The organism is Morganella psychrotolerans, assembly GCF_965118875.1.
In the GTDB taxonomy this organism is placed as follows: Bacteria; Pseudomonadota; Gammaproteobacteria; order Enterobacterales; family Enterobacteriaceae; genus Morganella; species Morganella psychrotolerans_C.
In genome coordinates this window covers 341,875-365,447 of record NZ_CBCPJD010000006.1, presented here as the reverse complement: position 1 = coordinate 365,447, position 23,573 = coordinate 341,875, and the positions used below count along the sequence as shown (strand labels likewise).

21 protein-coding genes are annotated in these 23,573 nt (G+C 49.9%); 2 read left to right on the top strand and 19 right to left on the bottom strand.

Annotation, left to right across the window (positions count from 1 at the left end; genetic code table 11):
• Positions 1–22: 22 nt before the first annotated feature.
• From ACMHKJ_RS09110 to lolC, 6 genes are all read right to left on the bottom strand, one after another.
• Complete coding sequence (locus ACMHKJ_RS09110) at positions 23–577, bottom strand: fimbrial protein (RefSeq protein WP_413493290.1); 555 nt, start codon at positions 575–577, stop codon at positions 23–25.
• Between the two features lie 272 nt (positions 578–849).
• Positions 850–2,085, bottom strand: a complete 1,236-nt coding sequence (pepT, locus tag ACMHKJ_RS09105; protein ID WP_413493288.1) for a peptidase T — start codon at positions 2,083–2,085, stop codon at positions 850–852.
• Between the two features lie 51 nt (positions 2,086–2,136).
• Positions 2,137–2,985, bottom strand: coding sequence for a Sir2 family NAD+-dependent deacetylase (cobB, locus tag ACMHKJ_RS09100; protein WP_413493322.1), 849 nt, complete (start codon positions 2,983–2,985; stop codon positions 2,137–2,139).
• Between the two features lie 93 nt (positions 2,986–3,078).
• A complete protein-coding gene (gene lolE, locus ACMHKJ_RS09095) occupies positions 3,079–4,326 on the bottom strand; it encodes a lipoprotein-releasing ABC transporter permease subunit LolE (RefSeq protein WP_413493287.1) in 1,248 nt (415 codons plus the stop codon).
• On the bottom strand, positions 4,323–5,018 hold the full coding sequence (gene lolD, locus ACMHKJ_RS09090) for a lipoprotein-releasing ABC transporter ATP-binding protein LolD (protein ID WP_413493285.1): 696 nt from the start codon (positions 5,016–5,018) through the stop codon (positions 4,323–4,325). The genes lolE and lolD overlap by 4 nt, the downstream gene beginning before the upstream one ends.
• Positions 5,011–6,213 (bottom strand): lipoprotein-releasing ABC transporter permease subunit LolC, encoded by a 1,203-nt coding sequence (gene lolC / locus ACMHKJ_RS09085; protein ID WP_413493283.1) that lies wholly within the window; start codon positions 6,211–6,213, stop codon positions 5,011–5,013. Before lolC ends, lolD begins: the two co-directional genes overlap by 8 nt.
• Before the next feature lie 363 nt (positions 6,214–6,576).
• Between lolC and mfd the strand changes: the two genes are divergently transcribed.
• On the top strand, positions 6,577–10,017 hold the full coding sequence (mfd, locus tag ACMHKJ_RS09080; protein WP_413493282.1) for a transcription-repair coupling factor: 3,441 nt from the start codon (positions 6,577–6,579) through the stop codon (positions 10,015–10,017).
• Between the two features lie 167 nt (positions 10,018–10,184).
• Complete coding sequence (locus tag ACMHKJ_RS09075) at positions 10,185–11,354, top strand: pyridoxal phosphate-dependent aminotransferase (RefSeq protein ID WP_413493280.1); 1,170 nt, start codon at positions 10,185–10,187, stop codon at positions 11,352–11,354.
• Between the two features lie 206 nt (positions 11,355–11,560).
• Here the strand turns inward: ACMHKJ_RS09075 and ACMHKJ_RS09070 are convergent, their stop codons facing one another.
• The 13 genes from ACMHKJ_RS09070 to fabF form a co-directional block, all read right to left on the bottom strand.
• Positions 11,561–11,902, bottom strand: coding sequence for a UmoD (locus ACMHKJ_RS09070; RefSeq protein ID WP_413493278.1), 342 nt, complete (start codon positions 11,900–11,902; stop codon positions 11,561–11,563).
• A 646-nt stretch (positions 11,903–12,548) separates the two neighbouring features.
• Positions 12,549–13,853: an NAD(P)/FAD-dependent oxidoreductase gene (locus tag ACMHKJ_RS09065; protein ID WP_413493277.1), complete on the bottom strand. Its 1,305-nt coding sequence runs from the start codon at positions 13,851–13,853 to the stop codon at positions 12,549–12,551.
• Between the two features lie 472 nt (positions 13,854–14,325).
• Positions 14,326–14,874, bottom strand: coding sequence for an alpha/beta hydrolase YcfP (gene ycfP / locus ACMHKJ_RS09060; RefSeq protein WP_413493276.1), 549 nt, complete (start codon positions 14,872–14,874; stop codon positions 14,326–14,328).
• Positions 14,871–15,893, bottom strand: a complete 1,023-nt coding sequence (gene nagZ, locus ACMHKJ_RS09055) for a beta-N-acetylhexosaminidase (protein ID WP_413493275.1) — start codon at positions 15,891–15,893, stop codon at positions 14,871–14,873. Before nagZ ends, ycfP begins: the two co-directional genes overlap by 4 nt.
• 21 nt (positions 15,894–15,914) lie before the next feature.
• Positions 15,915–16,757 (bottom strand): phosphotransferase, encoded by an 843-nt coding sequence (locus ACMHKJ_RS09050; protein WP_413493273.1) that lies wholly within the window; start codon positions 16,755–16,757, stop codon positions 15,915–15,917.
• Positions 16,747–17,331: a penicillin-binding protein activator LpoB gene (lpoB, locus tag ACMHKJ_RS09045; protein WP_413493320.1), complete on the bottom strand. Its 585-nt coding sequence runs from the start codon at positions 17,329–17,331 to the stop codon at positions 16,747–16,749. The genes ACMHKJ_RS09050 and lpoB overlap by 11 nt, the downstream gene beginning before the upstream one ends.
• 22 nt (positions 17,332–17,353) lie before the next feature.
• On the bottom strand, positions 17,354–17,704 hold the full coding sequence (gene hinT, locus ACMHKJ_RS09040) for a purine nucleoside phosphoramidase (protein WP_413493271.1): 351 nt from the start codon (positions 17,702–17,704) through the stop codon (positions 17,354–17,356).
• A gap of 53 nt (positions 17,705–17,757) precedes the next feature.
• Positions 17,758–18,537, bottom strand: coding sequence for a metal-dependent hydrolase (locus tag ACMHKJ_RS09035; RefSeq protein ID WP_413493269.1), 780 nt, complete (start codon positions 18,535–18,537; stop codon positions 17,758–17,760).
• 7 nt (positions 18,538–18,544) lie between these two features.
• On the bottom strand, positions 18,545–19,546 hold the full coding sequence (gene holB, locus ACMHKJ_RS09030) for a DNA polymerase III subunit delta' (RefSeq protein WP_413493267.1): 1,002 nt from the start codon (positions 19,544–19,546) through the stop codon (positions 18,545–18,547).
• Complete coding sequence (tmk, locus tag ACMHKJ_RS09025; protein ID WP_413493265.1) at positions 19,546–20,190, bottom strand: dTMP kinase; 645 nt, start codon at positions 20,188–20,190, stop codon at positions 19,546–19,548. The genes holB and tmk overlap by 1 nt, the downstream gene beginning before the upstream one ends.
• Positions 20,187–21,209 (bottom strand): endolytic transglycosylase MltG, encoded by a 1,023-nt coding sequence (mltG, locus tag ACMHKJ_RS09020; RefSeq protein ID WP_413493263.1) that lies wholly within the window; start codon positions 21,207–21,209, stop codon positions 20,187–20,189. The genes tmk and mltG overlap by 4 nt, the downstream gene beginning before the upstream one ends.
• A 20-nt stretch (positions 21,210–21,229) precedes the next feature.
• Positions 21,230–22,069: an aminodeoxychorismate lyase gene (gene pabC / locus ACMHKJ_RS09015; RefSeq protein ID WP_413493261.1), complete on the bottom strand. Its 840-nt coding sequence runs from the start codon at positions 22,067–22,069 to the stop codon at positions 21,230–21,232.
• A 249-nt stretch (positions 22,070–22,318) separates the two neighbouring features.
• Entirely contained in the window at positions 22,319–23,563 is a 1,245-nt protein-coding gene (gene fabF / locus ACMHKJ_RS09010) for a beta-ketoacyl-ACP synthase II (RefSeq protein ID WP_413493259.1), read from the bottom strand.
• Between the last annotated feature and the right edge of the window lie 10 nt (positions 23,564–23,573).

The window sequence follows — 23,573 nt, the reverse complement described above, 5'->3', positions numbered from 1 at the left end:
GCAAATACCCCCTTGCTGTTGATTAATTATAGGTAACTGTATAATTGACCGTCGCGTTTGCTTTCCCCGGCGTTGCCAGACCGGTTGACTGGTAGTTAGCAGCATAATCCAGGGAATAATCACGGGAATCATGACGTAACGGAATATTGCGGCTACCACCTGCCGGTGTAACGGCTTCGCCATCTTTTGTTTTAATTGCTATGCCAATCTTACCCGCACTTTGATCATCAGCATCCAGTGCAAAAATAGCATTATTTCCTGCATGTGGCGAACCCGCCATTTGGATGGTTAATGCATTCATAGACAGGGAACAATTTTTTATATCAATAGTAAACTCAACAGGTGCTGTGCTGCTGCCATTTTCCTTTAAAACAGCAACGGAATGCGTACCCAATTCGACTTCCTGATCTTTTTGCGTAATATCACAACTTGAGTCCGTGATATTTCCTTTAAAATGAAAATCACCACTGATAACATCCGGTCCTTCGGCCTCCGGAATTATATCATTAACAGCAAATGCATTAGCTGAGAATAAAAATAAAGCTGAAATAATAAACTTACCTTTTAAATCAAACATCAACATTACACCTTATATATTTGGATACGTTATTAATACAAACCGAAGCAATGTACTTTCTGATAGGTTACATTCCGAACAGATTAACAGGCGGCACAATATACCAGTAAAAAATAAACATTTTTAAAACAAAAAAACAATAGTGAGTAATAAAATAAATTACGCTATCAGAAATAATTATAATATTATTAATTTAGAATTAATTTAATAAAAAAACCACCTGATAGCAGGTGGTTTTTTTATTAACGTATTAAATCAAAAATATAATTGATTTATTTATTTTTCATATCCAGAGCGGTTAGTTCTGCAATCCGCATAATAACCGAGACCGCCTGCTCCATACCTTCCAATGAAATAAACTCATGTTTACTGTGGAAATTATAGCCACCGGTAAACAGGTTCGGGCAAGGTAAGCCACGGTAAGAGAGCTGTGCGCCATCAGTACCGCCGCGGATAGGTTTGATATCCGGCTCAATATCACAGTCAATCATTGCCTGCTTGGCAAGCTCAATGACGTGCGGGTGTTTCACCACATGGTCACGCATATTGTAATAGCTGTCGTCAATGGTCAGCTCAATATAGCAGTCCGGATGCAGTCCGTTGCCGATTTTTTCAGCAATGACAATCATGTTATTTTTGCGTTTTTCAAAGTTATTACGATCAAAATCCCGGATGATATAATTCATCTCAGCGCGTTCAACCGTGCCTTTGATACTTTGCAGATGGTAAAACCCTTCATAACCCTCAGTATGCTCAGGGGTTTCTTCCGGCGGTAATTCATTATGAATACGGGTTGCCAGTGAGAGCGCATTGACCATCACCCCTTTCGCACTACCGGGATGAACATTATTCCCCTCAATACGGATAGAGACCGCCGCCGCATTAAAGTTTTCATATTCCAGCTCACCAACACCACCGCCATCCACGGTATATGCCCACTGAGCACCGAATTTTTTCAGATCCACATATTGAGCACCACGCCCGATTTCTTCATCCGGCGTGAAACCAATGCGGATATCACCGTGCGGAATATCACTGTTTTTCAGGCGGACCATTGCGGTGATGATTTCCGCAATACCTGCTTTATCATCTGCGCCGAGCAGGGTTTTACCATCCGTCATGATCAGGGTTTTACCCAGCATGGTGTGCAGAACCGGAAACATCACCGGTGACAGTACTTCATCACCGATACCGAGTGCGATATCACCGCCACGGTAGTTTTCCAGAACCTGAGGATTCACATTGCGCCCGGAGAAATCCGGTGATGTATCAAGGTGGGATATAAAACCGATAACCGGCACCTGCCAGTCAATATTTGATGGTAATGAGGCCATCACACAGCCTTTATCATCCAGTGAGACATCTGATAGTCCCAGCATTTTCAGTTCTTTTTCCAGAGCACGCGCCAACCTGAATTGACCGTCACTGCTTGGTGTCAATTTGCCTGAAGGCTTAGACTGGGTGTCAAACGAGACATACCCGAAAAAGCGCTCTAATAACTTATCCATGAGTTCCCCCGATAACTTTGTTTTCTTATTATCAGGGAAACATAGATTGAGTTATTGAGACAAATCAGATTTAGTGTCGTTAATCCGTGTAATCAGACTGCGGACATACTCATCCACCACCCGGCTTGCCTCTCCGTAATGACATTCTTCAAATTCACTCTGCACCCGGCTCGGCTCCAGGTTCAGCTCCACCGTGTGTGCGCCGCATAACCGGGCTTCATGAACAAAACCGGCTGCGGGATAAACATGCCCGGATGTGCCGACAGCAATAAAAATATCCGCGTCACTCAGCGCCTGATAAATGTCATCCATGCCAAACGGCATTTCACCAAACCAGACAATGTGAGGGCGCAGCGGTGACGGGAACTGGCAGCAGTGGCAACGCTCATCCACCGTGAGGTCACCGGTTCGTGACTGAACCTGTCCGGACATAGTGCAGCGGATTTTCAGCAATTCGCCGTGCATATGGATAACCCGCTCACTGCCTGCGCGTTCATGCAGATTATCAATATTTTGTGTCACCAACAGAAAGTTATCCCCCAGTTCCTGCTCCAGCGCAGCCAGCGCCAGATGTGCGGCATTTGGCGCAATAGCCGGGGACTGCAACTGCCGGCGGCGATCATTATAAAATTGCTGAACCAGACGCGGATCACGGGCATACCCTTCCGGAGTCGCCACATCTTCGATGTTGTGCTCTTCCCACAGCCCGTCTTCTGAGCGGAAAGTACGGATACCGGACTCTGCGGAAATCCCCGCACCGGTCAGTACCACCACTTTCGGTTTAAACCTGCCCATTTCTCCGGCTTTCCATTTATCACGATAGAAAAAGCGTAAGTGAAAACGCAGACGCAACATCCGCCGCTGTTTACGTAACTTTCTTAATCTGTGTGTTCTGCGCATAATCCGGCCTTTGTTCATCAATATCCCTGTTCAGGGTAATCCATTTGTTGTACGGATCCAACGTCATTACTTATTCTGCGGTATTCTGCGGTTTTACTGTCCGCTCAGAATACGGGCAGGCTCCAACCGGCAGGCACGTCGTGCCGGATACCAGCTCGCAATCAGACTCAGCACAATCGTTGTAAATACCACATATACAAGATCCGTCAGTTGCAGTTGTGACGGCAGAAAATCAATAAAATAGACATCCCCGGATAAGAGTTTATGTCCGGTCAGGTATTCCACACCACGGATAATCGGTGTCAGGTTCAGTGCCGCCAATGTACCGAGTATTGCGCCGCTGAGACAGCCGACCATCCCGGTCATCAGTCCGTACCAGAGAAAAATAGCGCGGATCAGACCGTCTTTTGCACCTAACGTGCGCAAAATGGCAATATCACTGCTTTTGTCTTTTACTGCAATAATCAGGGTGGAAACAATATTAAAGCACGCCACGCCGATAACGAGGATCATCGCCAGATACATAATACTGCGAACCATTTGTATATCGCTGTACATATAACCGTATTCATTGATCCAGCTTTTGTAATACACATGTTCGCGGCTGGCTTCAGCGGCCTGTAACACAATCGCATCCGCTTTAAATACATCATTTACCCGGATTTCAATACCCGTGACGCCGTCACCATAATCCAGATATTGCTGTGCATCCTGTAACGGGATCAGTGCCAGGCGGTGATCGAGCATGCCACTGAGACGAAAAATACCCGCAACCTGTAAACGGATACGTTTCGGCTGTAACAGGCGCTCGCTGCTGTCATTATTCGGGATCATGATAGTCAGCCATTCCCCCGGTTTGACACCGAGCGTCTTCGCCGCACCATCACCGAGGATTATCTGATTCTGACCTGCCCTGAAATCCGCCCAGGCATTATCTGCAACAAAATCCGCCAGCCCGCTGACTTTCGGCTGTGTCTGCGGATCAACCCCCATCAGCTGCATTGCCTGAAGTTTTGTGCCTTTTTCAGCAAGCCCGGTAAACTCAATATAGGGACTCGCCGCCACGACGCCCGGGGTCTTTTGTATACGCAATAAGCTTTGCGCCCAGTTGCTAAACGGCTGTTCAACAGTGGAAATCTGCCCCTGCGGCACAACAGACAGCACGCGGTTTTCCAGCTCGCGCTCAAACCCGTTCATCGCGCTCAATCCGATAATCAGTACCGCCACGCCCAGCGTTATTCCGAGGGTCGAAATAACCGAGATAAATGATACCATTCCCGCCCGTTTCCGCCCTTTACTGAAGCGCAGCGCAGTCAGTAATGACAGCGGTAATGCATTCATACCACCGTCTCCGGCTGCGGATTAAGTATCCCGTCACGCATCTCCATCTGCCGTCCCATTTTATGCGCCAGCGCCAGATCGTGTGTGACCACCAAAAACGCAGTTCCGAGGGTTTTATTCAGCCCGGAGAGCAGGTCAAAAATACTTTGCGCATTGCGCTGATCAAGATTACCCGTAGGTTCATCTGCCAGCACCAGAGACGGTTTGTTGACCAGCGCACGCGCGATAGCCACGCGCTGGCGCTCACCACCGGAAAGCTCAGACGGCCGGTGCAGCGCACGCTGCGCCACGCCGGTATTTTCCAGCATTTCATACGCCTGTTTCAGCGCCTTGTCTCTTGCCATACCGCTTATCAGCAGCGGCATTGCCACGTTTTCCTGTGCGGTAAAATCCGGCAGCAGATGATGAAACTGATAAATAAAGCCCATTTCTTCATTGCGCAGTGCCGCCAGCGCATTCTGACTCATTGATGAGAGTGACGTTCCGTTGAAAATCACCTCACCGGACGTCGGTGAATCCAGCCCGCCCAGCAAATGCAACAATGTACTTTTCCCGGAACCGGAACTGCCGACAATCGCCAGCATATCACCACGTTTCAGCTCAAAATCAACCTGTTTCAGGACATCTGTTTCTACCACACCCTCGTGGTAGGATTTGCATAACTGACGACATGCCAGTAATAACTCACTCATAACGTAAAGCCTCCGCGGGTTGTACCGCTGCCGCCCGCCACGCAGGCCAGAGTGTGGATAATAAAGAGATAAGCATTGCCGCCGCGCCAATAGTCACCACGCGCAACGGCTCAATTACCGTCGGCAACGCGATACCTTTCGGGATAAGCCCCATCAGCGGCATCAGAACATTCAGTTGCGAAGAGAGCAGAACTCCCAGAAGCATACCGATTACGGAACCGAGTATCCCCGCACCTGCGCCCTGAATGATAAAAATCAGCATTATTTTACCGCGCGTCATGCCCAGTGTTTTCAGGATCGCAACCTCGGTTTGTTTCTCCATAACCAGCAGCGCCAGTGATGTAACAATATTAAATGCCGCCACGGCGATAATCAGACCGAGCAACAGCCCCATCATATTTTTTTCCATGCGCACCGCCTGGAAAAATTCGCCTTTCTGAACGCGCCAGTCTGTCCAGGTCAGCCCGTCCGGTAAAGTCTGCTGACTGAGCGTGTCGACCATCAGTGGCTGTGACAAATACAGCCGCCAGCCGGTGATCTGCCCCGGCGCATAACGCATCAGGCGTGCGGCATCATCCTGATTCATCAGGATTTGATTTTTATCGGACTCGCTGCCCGAGGAAAAAATCCCCGCCACGGTAAATAACCGCTGGCTGGGAATGCGACCCATCGGCGTCAGTTGTGAGACATTCGGCACCAGAACACGGACAGTATCCCCGCGTTTCAGTCCCATTTTTACCGCCACGCCCTCGCCCAGCACCACATGGTACTGCCCTGCCGCCAGTTCAGACGCCCGGGTGTTGACCAGGTGTGCCATCAGTGGCTCCGTTCCCTGCGGATCAACCCCGGTTACCGTGGCTATTCCGACATTTCCCCTGCTTTGCAGCACGACATCGCCGGTGACAATCGGCGCAGTCTGTACCACATCGCGCAGCCCTGAGAGCTGAGAAACCGGATGCACCTGCGGGTCCAGCGCACCTGACGGGGTGGTTATCACCGCCTGCGGCATAAAATCAAGAATACTTTGTTGCAGTGAACGCTCGAACCCGTTCATCACTGATGTAACGGTGATCAGCGCCGCGACCCCTAATGTGATACCGATTGCGGAAAGCAGAGAGACAAAACGGGCGAAACGATCGCCGCCCCGTCCCCGCATATAACGCAGACCGATTAAAAATGAGACAGACTGAAACATGAAATCTGAACGCCCCTGTTGCCAAAGCGAAGTGTTCAGGGATAATAAAGGCTCCGATAGATGAATGGAACCACCCACGTCCGTTTACAGTGGTTTTTTTTCATTTATACCCTTATTCATTCAAACCGCAGGTTCGTTGGCTGCACTCAGCTAGCCGGGTCACATACTGATGTATGCTCCCCGGCAATCGGAGCTTGCCGCCTTCCTGCATCTTGAATGACGTTGGGTATATGGTCAGCGTGTTGCCGGTGAAAACGCCACAAATAAGGTAATACGGTGGGATTATATTATTCAGAATTATTATCTTTTACAGGGCAGGTATCTGTTGCCTGCCCGGAAAACCGAAGCCTGATGGAAAACTGAATGTCGCTGAAAACACGTTATGAACTTCCGCTCCGTGCCGCAGACACCCGCCAGCTCGGTGAAATGACCGGTGCTGCCTGCGCCGTTGAAAGTGCGGCAATTATTGACCGTCACACAGGGCCCGTTATCCTGATTACCCGCGATATGCAGAATGCACTGCGCCTGCGGGATGAAATCCGCCAGTTTACCGCGCTGCCGGCAGAAACCCTCGCCGACTGGGAAACGCTGCCTTATGACAGTTTTTCTCCGCACCAGGAAATTATCTCCAACCGGCTGTCGACGTTATACCGCCTGCCGACTCTGGAGAAAGGCGCACTTATTCTGCCGGTAAATACCCTGATGCAGAAAGTGTGTCCGCCTGAATTTCTCACCGCCCATGCGCTGGTGATGGCGAAAGGCGAAAAATTATCGCGGGACAAACTGCGCGATGAACTGGTTCAGGGTGGCTACCGCAGTGTAGAGCAGGTGCTGGAGCATGGTGAATTTGCTATCCGTGGCGCATTGCTGGATCTCTTTCCGATGGGCAGCGAGCTGCCGTTCCGGATTGATTTTTTTGATGATGAAATTGACAGCCTGCGCACATTTGATGTCGATACCCAGCGCACGCTGGATGAAGTCGATGCTATTAATCTGCTGCCCGCCCACGAATTTCCGACAGACAAAGAAGCCATTGAGCTGTTCCGCAGCCAGTGGCGGGAAACTTTTGAGGTGCGCCGCGACCCGGAGCATATCTATCAGCAGGTCAGCAAAAATACTCTGCCTGCCGGTATTGAATACTGGCAGCCGCTGTTTTTCAGCACGCCGCTGGTGTCTCTCTTTGATTATCTGCCGGGAAATGCCCTGCTGGTTACACAAGATCTGCAATCTCACGCCGAACGCTTCAGCCTGGATGTAAACCAGCGCTTTGAAAGCCGTGGCGTAGATCCGATGCGCCCGCTGCTGCCACCGGCACAGCTCTGGCTGACAACGGATGAACTGAACCGGCATCTGAAAGCATTCCCGCGCCTGCAACTCAATAATGAAAAATTACCGGCCAAAGCTGCGAATACCAATCTGGGCTATGCACCACTGCCGGATATTAAAGTCAATTCGCAGCTGAAATCCCCTCTTGACCCGCTGCGCCGCTTCCTGGAAACCTTTGAGGGCGCGGTTATTTTTTCCGTGGAAAGTGAAGGCCGCCGGGAAAGTGTTCAGGAACTGCTGGCACGGATCAAAATAAAACCGACAGAAATCCGTCACCTGCAGGATGCCGCAGCTCCCGGTGTTTATGTGATGGTCGGTGCGGCGGAGCATGGCTTTATTGATAATGTCCTGCAACGCGCCCTGATTTGTGAAAGTGACATGCTCGGCGAGCGGGTGGTACGCCGCCGTCAGGATCAGCGCCGTACCATCAATACCGATACCCTGATCCGCAACCTGGCGGAACTGCGTCCCGGTCAGCCGGTGGTGCATCTGGAGCACGGTGTCGGGCGCTATCAGGGCTTAACCACCCTCGAAGCGGGCGGCATCAAAGCGGAATATCTTATCCTTACCTATGCCGGTGAAGACAAACTGTATGTCCCGGTTTCGTCTCTGCATCTTATCAGCCGTTACGCGGGCGGTGCTGATGACAGTGCGCCGCTGCATAAACTCGGCGGGGAAGCCTGGAGCAAAGCCCGCCAGAAAGCCGCAGAAAAAGTACGGGATGTCGCAGCACAGTTGCTGGACATTTATGCTCAACGCGCTATCAAACCCGGTTTTGCCTTTAAGCATGACCGCGAACAATACATCGAATTTTGCCAGGCATTTCCGTTTGAAACCACAGTCGATCAGGAACAGGCGATTAATGCTGTATTGAGTGATATGTGCCAGCCGGTGGCAATGGACAGACTGGTGTGCGGCGATGTCGGCTTCGGTAAAACAGAAGTTGCCATGCGCGCCGCGTTTCTGGCGGTCAATAACCATAAACAGGTCGCCGTTCTGGTGCCGACCACCCTGCTGGCACAACAGCATTATGATAACTTCCGTGACCGCTTTGCCAACTGGCCGGTACGGATTGAAGTGCTCTCCCGGTTCCGCAGCGCCAAAGAGCAGCAACAGGTACTGGAAGCCACACAGGAAGGTAAAGTCGATATTATTATCGGCACTCATAAACTGTTGCAAAGTGATGTGCACTGGCACGACCTCGGATTGCTGGTGGTTGATGAAGAGCACCGCTTTGGTGTCCGCCATAAAGAGCGCATCAAAGCCATGCGTGCCGATGTTGATATTCTGACACTGACCGCCACGCCTATCCCGCGCACGCTGAATATGGCCATGAGCGGTATGCGCGACCTTTCGATTATCGCTACCCCGCCGGCGCGGCGTCTGGCAGTAAAAACCTTTGTCCGCCAGTATGATGAACTGGTTGTGCGTGAAGCTATCCTGCGTGAAGTGCTGCGCGGCGGGCAGGTTTATTATCTCTACAATGATGTGGAGAATATCGAAAAAACCCGTGACCGCCTTGCAGAACTGGTACCGGAAGCCCGCATTGCGGTAGGCCACGGGCAGATGCGTGAGCGCGAGCTGGAACGCGTAATGACCGATTTCCACCACCAGCGTTTTAATGTGCTGGTATGCACCACGATTATTGAAACCGGTATCGATATTCCCAGCGCAAATACCATTATCATTGAACGCGCGGATCATTTCGGGCTGGCGCAATTGCACCAGTTACGCGGCCGGGTCGGGCGCTCACATCACCAGGCCTACGCTTACCTGCTGACGCCACACCCGAAATCAATGACAACGGATGCCCATAAACGCCTTGAAGCTATCGCATCGCTGGAAGATCTCGGCGCCGGGTTTGCGCTCGCCACACATGATCTGGAGATCCGCGGTGCCGGGGAATTACTGGGTGATGACCAGAGCGGGCAGATGGCCAGCATCGGCTTCACACTGTATATGGAGCTGCTGGAAAGCGCAGTTGAATCACTGAAAAACGGGCGCGAGCCGTCACTGGAAGATCTCACCCAAAACCAGACAGATGTTGAACTGCGGATGCCCGCCCTCCTGCCGGATGATTACCTGCCGGATGTGAATATGCGCCTCTCCTTCTATAAGCGAATTGCCAGCGCCCTCAGTGATACCGAGCTGACAGAGCTTAAAATTGAGCTGATTGACCGCTTCGGATTACTGCCGGATGCTGCCCGCAACTTACTGGCGGCGGCACAGTTACGTTTACTGGCACAACAACTGGGTATTAAACGGATTGAGGCTCAGGAGAAAGGTGGCTTTATTGAGTTCAGTGAGAAAAACTATGTTGATCCCGGCTACCTTATCGGATTACTGCAAAATAATCCGAAACAGTACCGGCTGGATGGCCCGGCAAAACTGAAATTTATCTGTGACCTGAGCTCACGCCCAAAACGCATTGAGTTTATCACTGAGTTACTAACTGCCTTTTCTGCTCATACTGCATAAATTTTCTTATAGTAAAATACAGAAAACACCCCTAATACACGCCGGCTTTCCTGCCGGCGTTTTTATAAATGAATAAAAAGTCATTTATTAAGAATAATAATTTGTAAATTAATCATAACATCGGTTAGTATTTGCCTGCACATAATTAAAAAAACAGGGTAAATACTATGGATCGTCGTTTGTTTCTCAAATCAACCGGGATTGTTCTCGGCGGTTTAAGTGCCGCCTCGCTGGTTAGTCACAGCTATGCCACCACAGATGCGGTAAACACGGCAGTGCCTGCGGCTCCGCTCAGTGAAAAAAATCCGCTACTGCTGAACTTTAATGAAAATTCACTGGGTATGTCAGCAAATGCCCGCCGCGCAATTGTTGAGTCACTGCCGACTGCATTCCGTTATCCGGATGCAGCCCGCGAAGCGCTGGTTGAGCAAATTGCTGCACACTACTCTCTGACGCCGGAGCACATCAGTTTAGGAAATGGTTCATCAGAAACCATTCAGGCTGCCGTGCAGATGCTGGTCGCGAATGCACAGAAAAAACAGCAGCAGGTACAATTAATTGTACCTGACCCGACGTTTAATTATGCTGAGCTGTATGCACAACCGCTGGGTGTCAATATTGTTAAAGTTCCGCTGAAAGCCGATCTCTCTTTTGATCTGACCGCGATGCAGGCAATTGCTGATAATTTTGCCGGGCACTCAATCATTTATATCTGTAACCCGAATAACCCGACAGCCATGATAACCCCGGCGTCGGCCTTAGCGGCATGGATCAAAAACGCGCCTTTACAGCAAAATTTTATTATTGATGAAGCCTATGCTGAGTTTGTTTCCGACCCGGAATTTAAAAGTGCGGTAGAATGGGTTTCTGCCGGAAAACCTAATATCATCGTAACCCGGACATTTTCAAAAATATTTGCGCTGGCGGGATTGCGTATCGGATACGGTATTGCCGTACCGGAAGTAACAGAACAGATTAATAACTTCAATTCTATCGATAATACAAATATAGCAGGTACCGTTGCCGCGTTGGCATCAATTAACGACACGTCGTTTATTGACTATAGCCGTAAATCAACAGACGTTTCACGGGAAATTGTTATAGCTGCACTGACTGAATTAAATCTGGCTTACGCGCCTTCACAGGCTAATTTTATCTTTCATCAGGTGAACGGTGATGTAAAAACCTATCAGCAGCGAATGAAAGAGAATCATATTATGGTAGGACGTGAATTCCCGCCTGTGATTGGCAGAAGCCGCCTGACATTAGGTACGCCGGAAGAAATGTTACAGTTTGTTTCTGTATTAAAGCAATTTCGCCTGAAAGGCTGGATTTAATTATAATCTAAATTAAATTAAAAGTGACTTATACCCTTATTCATTCAAACCGCAGGTTTGTTGGCTGCTCTCAGATATCCGGGTCACATAGTTTATCTATGGTTCCCGGATATCTTCCCTTACCGCCTGCCTGCAACTTTAATGACGTTGGGTAAATACCGGTTTATGATATAAACCGGTATTTTCTTTTTTGTTTATTATTCAGTTTATTTCCTGTCGATCAATCCGGGCAAAATGATCAGGCGCCCGGTGTTATCAACCGGCATCGCATCCCCGGGGTTATAATTAATCCTGACTTTACCGACCGTATTATTAATCTTATACACCACGTCGTACCCGACTATCCTGTGCTCATAGGTAAAGGCCTCTGTACAGGAGCGATAAGCCGCGCCGCCGTACAGACGCGGGGGTTTAAGCAGCACTTCATACAGCAGATACGGCGTGCAGGTTTCCGACGTCGGATGAATAATATCCAGATGTTCAGGCTTAAACGGCCCCGGCATCGGTACCAGGTCGCAATATTCATGGCGCACGGGTACCGTCGCCATAATCGCCTCAGAGGACAAGACCTCGGCAATAGCAGGGCGTTTATTTTTAACGGTAGCGGAGAAAATAATCACAACAAAAATGACAATAAGAAGGAATAATCCTCTTACTGTAATCCACGTTACTGATTTTTGTTTATGTTTATTCATTGTCAACGTATATAAATATCTAGCCGTGGTTATTAGGATAATTCCTATATATCAACAGGTCATTCTTCAGCTTTTCAACTATAGTGTTATATTCTCATAGCCCTGCTAAATAAAAGTTAAATAATAATGAAATGATAAAATTTATTGTCTTATTTATTAATTCAATTTAACTCACGGCGCACTGACAATGATCAACAATGATTAATAAATAGTAGTATCTTCTCTATTTTGTCAAATACCACAAGAATTATCTGTTAGTTATTGTGCTAAATAATATCTTCATGCTCAACGGTAAATGTATATTTACCGGTATGCCCTGTAAAAAGGCAAAACTGAATACCCCTTTTTTTAACATGCCTTTAATTATTCTATTTTTCGCCTGTCTGCTGCCTTTCTTATCTGCCGGTCAATTAAATCAGGGTGTGTGATTATTTCAGCGATACACGGTCCGGAAAGGTAAAAATAACGCCCGCAGGCGTTATTTTTCACATAATTAACATTAATGTAATTTAAGTCTCGGACGGATAATCCGGTTTATTCCCCCGACCAGCATCATCAGCCCGGTTTTAATATAGCCGTGTAATGCTATCTGATGCATACGATACAGTGAAATATACATAATGCGGGCAATGCGCCCCTCAATCATCATATTTCCCCGCATCAGGTTCCCCATCAAACTGCCGACAGTACTGAAGCGGGAAAGCGATATCAGCGAGCCGTGATCTTTAAACACATAATCCTTCAGCGGCTTATTATTGAGTACCGCGAGGATATTGTGATAGCAACGGGTCGCCATCTGATGGGCAGACTGAGCGCGCGGTGGCACAAAACCACCCTCTTTTTTCGGACAGGATGAGCAGTCACCGATAGCAAAAATAGCATCATCATGTGTTGTCTGTAATGTCGGCTTCACAACTAACTGATTGATGCGGTTAGTTTCCAGTCCGCCGATATCTTTCAGGAAATCAGGTGCTTTAATACCGGCAGCCCAGACCATCAGACTTGCGGTAATGTGCTCACCCTCTTTGGTATTCAGCCCTGATTCATCCGCACTGGTAACCATCGTCTGCGTCATCACACGGACACCCAGCTTGCTCAGTTCCTGATGCGCGGCACCGGCGATTTTCGGCGGCAGTGCAGGCAGAATACGTTCACCGGCTTCCACCAGCGTCACATTCAGTGCATCGGTATTCAGACCTTTAAACCCGTAGCTGTGCAATTGCTCAACGGCATTGTACAGCTCTGCCGATAACTCAACGCCCGTTGCCCCGCCACCGACAATGGCGATATTCACTTTATCGCCCTCGCCGTGGCTGGCTGAATACTTCAGAAACAGATTCAGCATCTCATTATGGAAGCGTTTCGCTTGTGTCGGGCTGTCCAGGAAAATACAGTTATCCCTTATACCCGGCGTGCCAAAGTCGTTTGAGGTGCTTCCCAGCGCCATAACGAGGATGTCATAGTCCAGGTCGCGCTCAGGCACAAGCAGTTCACCGTTGTTATCACGGATTTCGGCCAGGGTTACCTTTTTATTGTCACGATCAAGGCCTGTCATTGCACCCAGCTGGAAATTAAAATAATGGTTACGGGCATGCGCCAGATAGCTCAGTGCATCCACACCATCGTCCAGAGAGCCGGTCGCGACCTCATGCAGAAGAGGCTTCCATAAATGGCTGCTGTTGCGATCGACTAAGGTGATTTCCGCTTTTTTCTTCTTACCGAGTTTACGGCCGAGCTGTGTTGCCAGTTCCAGGCCGCCCGCGCCACCGCCGATAATCACAATTTTCGTATTAGGTGTAGTCATAACATCCTCTGAAAAATAATCTAACGTTACCTTACGGCTTTCCAAAAAAACCGTAAGATAACATCAGATAAAACTGAATCGTGTCACATCATGGTATAGCACAACCGGTAATTTGGTCATACCAAAATTGATCGTTATCAAATTTTGGGTAATCCGGTGACAAAATGCAAACATTATTTTAAAAACAGCAAGACTATTTTACTTTTGGTTTACCTTTCTGAAAATCGTCAATCAACAGATTAACTATCCCTTGCCGGAAAGATAAACGGGGAGACCAAAAAAGCCTGTAATCTTGCTGATTCAGAAAAAGAACATATTGATGTAACGCAATCATCGTAATGATACGTAAGCCGGAGAGAGGAAACAGTGCAGAAATGAGACGCGGATCGTGTCAGTTAAAGTGCCGGAAATAAAACGATGCGGTCAACGTATCCGCATCGTTTTATGTTGCCGGTTATCAGCCGGCAACGGATCAATTCTTTTTAAACGCCGTTTTAAAGGCTTTTATCTCTTGCAGGTGATGAGAGAGATCCTTGAATTTATGGCTCTGTGTCTCATCCCAGATGACATTATAGAATGGTGAGAGCGTATCAGACGTCCGTTGGTTATCCAGCGCCTCATCATTGCGGGATAAAATCACCAGGCAGTTCTGCTTGTTCAGGTCACGGAAATCTGAAATACACTTCGTCATGATGTCGAGGTACTCTTCCGGTCTGTCGATTTTGCCTTCCATATTTTCATACGGAAACAGATTCGGGTTAATCATCACCTGACGGATACCGCACAAATAACCAACTCGCTCAGCCCAGAAACCTCCCAGTCCCACGCCGGTTATAATGGCGGGACCATTGCTCTGTTTCACGGCTTTATCCACTTCTGTCAGCAGATATTTCATGTCATAACGCGGATGAAGCGTGCTGTAACTGATAAAACGGACATCCGGATCAGCAAATTGCAGCTGCATCACTTTCTCATGATTGCCCGGGCTGGTTGAATCAAATCCATGAAGGTAAATAATCATGCTTGCTCCTGCCATTGTTCATGTAATGCGGATAAGGTTTTGTTTGCCTGCTGCCAGCGATCGCTGCGCTGTAATTCAGTTAAATCATAACCTTTCCCGCGATGATACAACTTATCAATACGTTGTGCCGTGATAACCGGCAAATTATCAAGGATTGATACCGCGCCATTGCGGTTATTACACACCAGGATCATGTCACAGCCCGCATCCAGCGACGCCTGTCCGCGCTCTGCATAACTGCCCATAATCGCCGCCCCTTCCATGGACAAGTCATCTGAGAAAATAACACCATCAAAACCGAGTTGCTGACGCAGGACAGATTTAAGCCAGTACGGCGAGCCGCTGGCCGGGCGGTCATCAATCTGTGTATAAATAACATGCGCGGGCATAACCGCATCCAACAGACCGCGCTGAATAAACTCACGAAAAATCGCCATATCTTTGCCACGGATAAGTACCGGATCTCTGTCATCACGTGGTGTTTCTTTGTGCGAGTCCGCACTGACCGCGCCGTGTCCCGGAAAATGCTTACCGGTACTCGACATTCCTGCATTGCGCATACCGCGTACAAAGCGCTCTGCCATTTGTGCGGCAATTTCACCGTCTTCATGGAACGCCCGCGTACCGATAGCCGCACTGCCGTGCCCCAAATCAAGCACCGGTGCAAAGCTGATATCAATATCCATAGCGATCATTTCTGCTGCCATCAGCCAGCCGGCATCTTCTGCCAGTGCCGCGCCGGTCAGCAGATCATTAAACTGCGCAAAAGATTGTGCCGCAGGCAGATGCGTAAACCCGTCTTTAAAGCGCTGAACACGCCCGCCCTCCTGATCAACTGCAATGACCAGGCGATTGTCACGGGTTGCTTCGCGGATTTGCCGGGTCAGCTCACGCAGTTGCGCGGTATCGTGAAAATTGCGGGCGAACAGAATCAGTCCGCCGACAGAGGGGTGTCGCAGGATCTCACGCTCTTCGCTGTCCAGCTCATACCCTTCAACATCTAACATTACAGGTCCCATGACGATAATACCCCTTTGTATTTATCTGATCCCGAGCGCTGTCATCAGTGGCGCTGAGTGTTGCAGAAACTGCGGATCGCCGGTGTGTGCCCAGCGACCCTCAAACCACATTAACATCATATAATCTGTCCGGCGCTGCCAGCGGCGGGTTTGCAGCAGCACACGCTGCGGACAGTGATAACCTGAATAATAACGCAGAAAAGTGTTAATTAACGTCAATGACCAGTTGTTTGCACGAAAAAGTGTCGCGAGGGACAGACCGATATCCGTATCGGCGGCATACTCCCAGTCAATCAGACTGAGCTTGTTGTCGGAGATAATGAGATTGCCCGGATGGATATCCATGTGCGCAGGCGCAAGTTTCAGCGGATGTGGCTCCGGTAAGTGCATAAATTCGCGGTGAACCGCCCGCCAGCGCGGTGTGAGACGGCGTTTATCCATCTGCTGATAATGGTGCTGCACCTGTGCTTTCAGCGCCAGCCGGTAACCCGTTAACGGCTCTGCATGCAGACGACTGATAAGTGTTGCCAGTTGCGGTATAAAATCAGCGGACACCATACGGTCCGGCGCAAGTGTGTCGCCACCGACCCTGTGCAATAACAACCAGCCATGACTGTAGCCCGCCACATGCGGGACAAATCCGCTGTAACGCAGACGGGAAAGAATACACGCTTCTTTCCGGCGGCTGACGCCCGGACCCGCACTGTGTGCGACCGGCGCGCGCCCGATAAGACGAATACCGGCTTGTTCAATACTGACACTTCCCTGCGTCAGCCCGGTCAGCGGGCGGATAACCCAACCCGCTGCGGGCAGCGCAGGAAAATGATCACGCAGGCACTGCAATAATCCGCAGTTACTGCTCAAGCACCGCGTCCTTACCGGACCAGATAATTTCGCCGCTGACGACAGACATCAGCTGCATTTCCATCTGGCGGGCTTCCCTCGTGCCGGTGACCACGCTGTATAATACATATTGCGCATTCAGATAACGGGCAAGGCCGATAGCTTTACTGCGCAGTGTCAGCGTATCGTTATCATCCATCCCGAGAACAGACATCGCGCTGGTGACGGCACCGGCAGGGATAACCGTCAGTACGCCGGTTTTATTAATACTGTTCATCAGTGCGCCGGTCGCCACATTGGTTTGCAGACTGCTGTTGGTTTTATTACCGATTTTATTGACCAGCAGTGTGCCGCCCTGTGTCAGACCGTCACTTTTCACCATCTGATTAACCAATGGTGTAATACTTTGTTCCCACTCGATTTTTTTCATTTTCGGCGGAACCGGCACAGTATCTGTCGGCGGCGGTGGTGGTGGCGTGGTGTCAACCGGTGGCGGAGTTACCGTATCAACCGGTGCCGGCGGTGTCACCGGCGCAAGAGACGGACACCCGGCAAGCAGCCAGACGGAGGCAATCACACACAAAAGACGCTTCATCACAATTCTCCTGTTTTGCCGGTTATTTCGCTAACATCGGACCCAGGTGCTGACCACCGACCAGGTGCATGTGAATATGATACACTTCCTGCCCGCCGTGGCGGTTACAGTTCATAATCAGGCGGTAGCCGTCATCCGCAATACCTTCCTGCTGTGCAATTTTTGCCGCCACTGTGATCATGTGCCCAAGAACCTGTTCATCCGCTGCCGTAACATCATTCACAGTAGGAATAAGATGGTTGGGAATAATCAGAATATGCGTCGGTGCCTGCGGAGAAATATCACGGAATGCCGTGACGCTGTCATCCTGATAAACAATGTCAGACGGAATTTCATGACGGATAATTTTACTGAAAATGGTTTCTTCGGACATAATCTGCTCCTGTGATAATTGGGCATATAATTCTGCCGCATCAGTATCCGGGTTTAGCGGACAGATACCTGAAACAAACGACAGAAGTTGTCAGTGGTGATTTCAGCAAGCGCTTCAACGCTCACCCCTTTTAATACAGCCATATATTCCGCCACATCGCGTACATAGGCAGGCTGGTTCTCTTTGCCCCGGAACGGAACAGGTGCCAGATAAGGCGAATCTGTTTCCACCAGAATGCGATCCAGCGGGACAATGCGCGCCGCTTCCCGGATTTGTTCTGCATTACGGAAGGTCAGAATACCGGAAAATGAGATGTAAAAACCCTCATCCAGCAGTGCTGTCGCGGTCTCTTTGTCTTCGGTAAAACAGTGTAACACGCCGCCACAATCACCAGCCTGTTCTTCGCGGATAATCGCGAGAGTGTCCTCACGCGCGTCACGGGTATGCACTATCACTGGTTTGTTCAGTTCACGTCCGACGCGGATATGCTCACGGAATACATCGCGCTGCAATGCCGCATTTTCTTTCTGATAGTAATAATCAAGCCCGGTTTCGCCCAGTGCGAGTACACGCGGATCTGCTGCCAGTTCACGCAGCAGGGTGAAATCATACGGCTCATCCAGATTCAGCGGGTGAATACCACAGGAGAACGCGACATTATCGCGCTCACCAATCAGCTCACGCATTTTTGTGTAGCCGGGCAGAGTGGTTGCCACAGCGAGGGCATAATGCACATCACGCAGTGCTGCTTTTTGCAGTACATCATCCACATTTTCATGCAGTTTTTCGTAATCCAGACAATCAAGGTGGCAATGGGAATCGACTAAAAACATAATAAACTCATTGGGTTGATAAAGGTGACGCAGAAAACAGCGTTTCCTGATGTAATAATTGTTCCACCAGCAGCAACTCATGGTTGATGCCGGTAACAGTCAGCAGACGGTGGCGGCAGGTCAGCCAGCTGTCAGCCGCTGCCAGTAAATGCGCACTACTGTAACGCCCCGCCAACAAAGCGATAAGTGTGGATTGATCCTGATTAAGACAGGCGGGAGCCATATTTTGCTGATACTTGACCGCATCCATCAGCAATGTAACCAGCCAGTTGATACGTTTCTCCGGCTCCTGATGGTTAACAGCAGACAGCAGTGATAAAAAATCACCACTGTTTACCGCCTGTAAAAGCTGAGCAAACAGTGTCTGCCGGGCTGCCCAGTCAGGTGTCGTCAGTAAGTCCCGCGCGGCTGCCGGGGCATTGTGACAAAGGTTCAGCGCCGTTTGCCTGTCTGTGGCATCCGACTGCGGCAGTTCCCGTTGCAGCCATTGCAGCCCTGATGCGACCGGCGGCGTTGCCAGATGATACGCAAAACAGCGGCTGCGCAGTGTCGGCAGTAACAGATCATGGCGCGGGCTTTGTAATACAAACCAGGTATTGTCCGTCGGTTCTTCGAGGGTTTTCAGCAGCGCATTGGCAGCCGCTTCTGTCAGCAGCTCCGCCTGCGGAATATGTACCAGTTTTGCGCCGCTCAGTTGTGAACGGTCATACAATTTTTCAGTGATTGTGCGTACCGCATCAACCCCCAGCGAGCTTTTGCCTTTTTCCGGCTGCAACAGATAAAAATCGGGATGTGTGCCCGCCAGCATCAGTTTGCAACTGTGGCATTCCCCGCAGCTTTTGATACCTTCCGGACGCTGACACATACGCAGACGTGTCAGTGCATACGCCAGTTCATCAGTCCCGGTACCCGCAATGCCGTACAGCAACAGCGCATGGTGCCCCTGCCCGGAGAGCCATGCCGTCGCCAGTTGACGGTAAACAGGATTGAGCCACGGATACCAGTTCATTACACCTCTTTTTGCTTCTGCTGTGAGAGCCAGTGCTGTAATGCGCTACGGATAGATTGATGCACGTTATCCATTGATTGCGATGCATCAATCGTCACAATACGCGGATCAGCTGCTGCCAATTCCAGATAACGCGCCCTGGTACGCCGGAAGAAGTCCAGAGACTCCTGCTCGATTCTGTCCAGCTCACCCCGGCTGCGCGCACGCGCCAGACCAATTTCCGGCGGCAGGTCGAGATACAGGGTGAAATCCGGATAAAAATCCCCCAGCACAGTGTCACGCAGTGATGCCATCAGTTTACGGTCAATACCGCGTCCGCCGCCCTGATAGGCCTGAGATGAGAGATCATGACGATCGCCGATAACCCACTGCCCGCGCGCCAGCGCCGGTTTAATGACATTATCAGTCAGTTGAATACGCGCGGCGTATAACATCAGTACTTCCGCTTTGTCCGTAACGGTTTCTCCGTCAATACCCTCTTTAATCAGCGTACGCAGTTTTTCTGCCAGCGGCGTACCGCCCGGTTCGCGGGTATACACCAGGTCCGTAATGCCCTGCTCATGCAAGGTATCCACAATCGCCTGGCGCGCAGTGGTTTTTCCTGCGCCTTCAAGCCCTTCAATTACAATAAATTTGCCCGTCATTGTTTTTTTAGTCCGCTGCGGTAATCAGCAACTGCGCGGTTGTGATCCCGTAATTTTGAAGTAAATACGTGCCCGCCTTTGCCGTCTGCAACAAAGAAGAGGTAATCAGTGGTATCCGGTTTTGCCGCTGCATCCAGTGATGCACTGCCCGGCATGGCAATCGGTGTCGGCGGCATACCATCTATCTGATAGGTGTTATAAGGGGTAACGCGCGTGAGGTCGCTGCGGTAAATCGTTCCCTGATAACGCTCGCCCATACCGTAAATAACCGTCGGATCTGTTTGCAGGCGCATTTTCAGGCGCAGACGGTTCATAAAGACAGACGCCACTTTTTTGCGCTCGCCATCCACCCCTGTCTCTTTTTCAATCAATGAGGCCATGATCAGCATTTCATAAGGCGTAGCGTAGGGTAAATCAGTATTTCGGGTTTTCCAGGCAACAGCCAGCCGGGTGTCCATCTGCTGATGCGCCCGTTTCAGAATGTCCGCATCTTCCGTACCGGCGGTATAGAGGTAGGTATCCGGATAAAAACGCCCTTCCGGATTGCTGCCCGCCGGTAATCCCAGCATATCAGTCAGTTTATCAGCCGGAAGATCCGCCAGGGTTTGTTTAAGATACGGCGCGTCCGCCAGGATTTTCTGCCAGTCTGACAGCTTGCTGCCCTCGACAAAACGGATACTGAACTGGGCTTCTTTACCGCTGACAAACAAACGCAGCATGTCGCGGACGGTCATGTCCGGCGTCAGGCGGTAAGTCCCTGCTTTAATTTTTGCCAGCTCCGGCTCCAGTTGCAGCAACCAGCCGTAATTCGGAGACTCCGGAATAATTGCGTTTTCCGCCAGTTTTTTCTCCAGTGCAACACGTCCGGTTCCGGGAGAAACGGTAAAAATAGTTTCTTCTTTAACTATGATTTTTTGTTCTGAGAAAGCTTCAGTCTGATGATAAAAATAGTACGCCACACCGCCCGCAATTGCGACCAGTGTTAAAAGAGTGACAAGAATAATCCGTGTTTTTTTCATCAGTAATATACTCTGTGTGATCAGGCTGATGCCGCCGTACAATGGGGCTGAAGATATATAAATAATGAACGGGATGTGTAATACCGGTGATTATCACCATCAAAGCGGATATCGTTAACCGGCATAACCGGCATTAATGCATTACACATAATTACTTCGTCGGCACCTGTCAGTACCTGCGGATAACGCGCCGTTTCATAACAACGGTAAGGACTGTCTTTCAGCACCTCTAAAATGTGCGCCCGCATAATCCCCGCCACACCGGCGTTTGCCAGTGACGGTGTAAAAACGTCATCACCACAACGCCAGAACAGATTGGCACTACACCCTTCCGTCAGAATGCCCGACACATCCGTGACAATGGCTTCGTCAGCCTGCTGCTGCGCCACATACTGACGGATAAGCACCTGTTCCAGCCGGTTGAGATGTTTAAAACCGGCAAGATAAGGATTGATGCCAAGCGATACAGGGCTTTTCACCACAGACAGCCCGGTTTCCCGCAGGGTCGGATAATTGTCCGGATACGCCGTGAGGATAAGGATCACAACCGGGGGTGTTTCCGCCCGTAAATAGCCGCGCCCCTGCTCTCCGGCACTGATAATTACTTTGAGTACCGCATCCGCGCAACCTTGAGCCGCCTGCATGACCCATGAGGTCAGAAGCGTATCATCCACATCCGCCAGACCCAGCCTTGCCGTACTCTCGTGCAGACGTTGCAGATGGCGGGCCAGCAACACAGGTTTGCCGTCCGCAATACGCATGGTGGTAAAACAGCCGTCACCGAACTGCACACTGCGATCAGCAATAGCGATAGTGTCGCACGGTACACCATTGACCAGGTATTTTGTCTGTTGTGTCATAGCCAACTTATTGTTTTACCGCTTATTATATAACCGGAACTTTGCATCCGAACAGAACTGTATCATATACCCTTATTCATTCAAACTGCAGGTTCGTTGGCTGTACCCAGATAGCCGCCTGCCTGCATCCTGAATGACGTTGGGTATAGTACAATGGTGGTTTTTGTGCAAAATACCGCTGATATAGTTCAGGCTCTGTGTGACAGGCAAAAAAAAACGCCAACCGGCGCTTTTTTCTGACGGAATATCTTACATCTTACGGAAAATCAGGGAACCGTTGGTGCCGCCGAAACCGAAAGAATTACAGAGTACATATTCCATACCTTCCACTTTGCGGGCTTTACCAGGCACAAAGTCGAGTTTGCAGACTGCATCATCCTGATTATCCAGGTTGATGGTCGGCGGAACAATCTGGTCACGCAGGGACAGAATCGTAAAAATCGACTCAACCGCACCTGCCGCACCCAGTAAATGCCCGGTCATGGATTTGGTGGAGCTGACCAGAACAGATGTTCCTTTGCCAAATACCGCTTCAACGGCACGGGCTTCCGCCACATCACCCGCAGAGGTTGATGTGCCGTGTGCATTAATATAGCCAATCTGGTCTGCGGACAATTTCGCATCCTGCAACGCGTTAGCCATCGCCAGCGCAGCACCTTCACCGTTTTCCGGTGGTGATGTCATGTGATAAGCATCGCTGCTCATCCCGAAACCAACCAGTTCCGCATAAATTTTCGCACCGCGCTTTTTCGCGTGTTCATACTCTTCCAGCACCAGCATTCCGGCACCATCACCCAGTACGAATCCGTCGCGATCTTTGTCCCACGGACGGCTTGCCGTCTGCGGATTGTCATTATTGGTGGACAATGCACGGGCAGCACCAAATCCTGCAACACCTAATGGTGTGCTGGCTTTTTCAGTTCCGCCTGCGACCATCACATCTGCATCACCGTACGCGATAATCCGCGCCGCATGACCGATATTATGAACACCGGACGTACAGGCTGTGGCAATCGAGATACTCGGGCCACGCAGACCATAGATAATGCTCAGATGTCCTGCGACCATATTAATAATCGTCGACGGCACAAAAAACGGGCTGACTTTGCGCGGTCCGCCATGACTAAGAGAATTGCAGTTTTCTTCAATCAGTCCGAGACCACCAATACCAGAACCAATCGCAGCACCGATACGCGTTGCATTGGCTTCTGTTACTTCAATTCCGGAGTCGGTCATTGCCTGAATACCGGCAGCAACACCATATTGAATAAAGAGATCCATTTTCCGTGCATCTTTGCGCGAAATATTGAATTCTTCGTGATTGAAGTCTTTCACCATACCGGCGAACTTTGTCGCATGGTTTGTGGTGTCAAAATGTTCAATCAGGCTGATACCACTCTGTCCGGCACATACAGCATCCCATGATGATTCAACTGTATTACCGACAGGAGATAACATGCCCAGTCCGGTCACGACTACACGACGCTCAGACACGCTGATCCTC

Bases quoted from the DNA above. Each gene is read 5' to 3' on its own strand.
- ACMHKJ_RS09035 (WP_413493269.1), bottom strand. From the start codon at position 18,537: ATGTTTTTAGTCGATTCCCATTGCCACCTTGATTGTCTGGATTACGAA.
- tmk (WP_413493265.1), bottom strand. From the start codon at position 20,190: ATGACGGGCAAATTTATTGTAATTGAAGGGCTTGAAGGCGCAGGAAAA.
- ACMHKJ_RS09070 (WP_413493278.1), bottom strand. From the start codon at position 11,902: ATGGCGACGGTACCCGTGCGCCATGAATATTGCGACCTGGTACCGATG.
- ACMHKJ_RS09065 (WP_413493277.1), bottom strand. From the start codon at position 13,853: ATGACTACACCTAATACGAAAATTGTGATTATCGGCGGTGGCGCGGGC.
- holB (WP_413493267.1), bottom strand. From the start codon at position 19,546: ATGAACTGGTATCCGTGGCTCAATCCTGTTTACCGTCAACTGGCGACG.
- mfd (WP_413493282.1), top strand. From the start codon at position 6,577: ATGTCGCTGAAAACACGTTATGAACTTCCGCTCCGTGCCGCAGACACC.
- lolE (WP_413493287.1), bottom strand. From the start codon at position 4,326: ATGAATGCATTACCGCTGTCATTACTGACTGCGCTGCGCTTCAGTAAA.
- lolD (WP_413493285.1), bottom strand. From the start codon at position 5,018: ATGAGTGAGTTATTACTGGCATGTCGTCAGTTATGCAAATCCTACCAC.
- pabC (WP_413493261.1), bottom strand. From the start codon at position 22,069: ATGACACAACAGACAAAATACCTGGTCAATGGTGTACCGTGCGACACT.
- lolC (WP_413493283.1), bottom strand. From the start codon at position 6,213: ATGTTTCAGTCTGTCTCATTTTTAATCGGTCTGCGTTATATGCGGGGA.
- lpoB (WP_413493320.1), bottom strand. From the start codon at position 17,331: ATGAAGCGTCTTTTGTGTGTGATTGCCTCCGTCTGGCTGCTTGCCGGG.
- cobB (WP_413493322.1), bottom strand. From the start codon at position 2,985: ATGCGCAGAACACACAGATTAAGAAAGTTACGTAAACAGCGGCGGATG.
- mltG (WP_413493263.1), bottom strand. From the start codon at position 21,209: ATGAAAAAAACACGGATTATTCTTGTCACTCTTTTAACACTGGTCGCA.
- ACMHKJ_RS09075 (WP_413493280.1), top strand. From the start codon at position 10,185: ATGGATCGTCGTTTGTTTCTCAAATCAACCGGGATTGTTCTCGGCGGT.
- ycfP (WP_413493276.1), bottom strand. From the start codon at position 14,874: ATGATTATTTACCTTCATGGATTTGATTCAACCAGCCCGGGCAATCAT.
- pepT (WP_413493288.1), bottom strand. From the start codon at position 2,085: ATGGATAAGTTATTAGAGCGCTTTTTCGGGTATGTCTCGTTTGACACC.
- ACMHKJ_RS09110 (WP_413493290.1), bottom strand. From the start codon at position 577: ATGTTTGATTTAAAAGGTAAGTTTATTATTTCAGCTTTATTTTTATTC.
- hinT (WP_413493271.1), bottom strand. From the start codon at position 17,704: ATGTCCGAAGAAACCATTTTCAGTAAAATTATCCGTCATGAAATTCCG.
- nagZ (WP_413493275.1), bottom strand. From the start codon at position 15,893: ATGGGACCTGTAATGTTAGATGTTGAAGGGTATGAGCTGGACAGCGAA.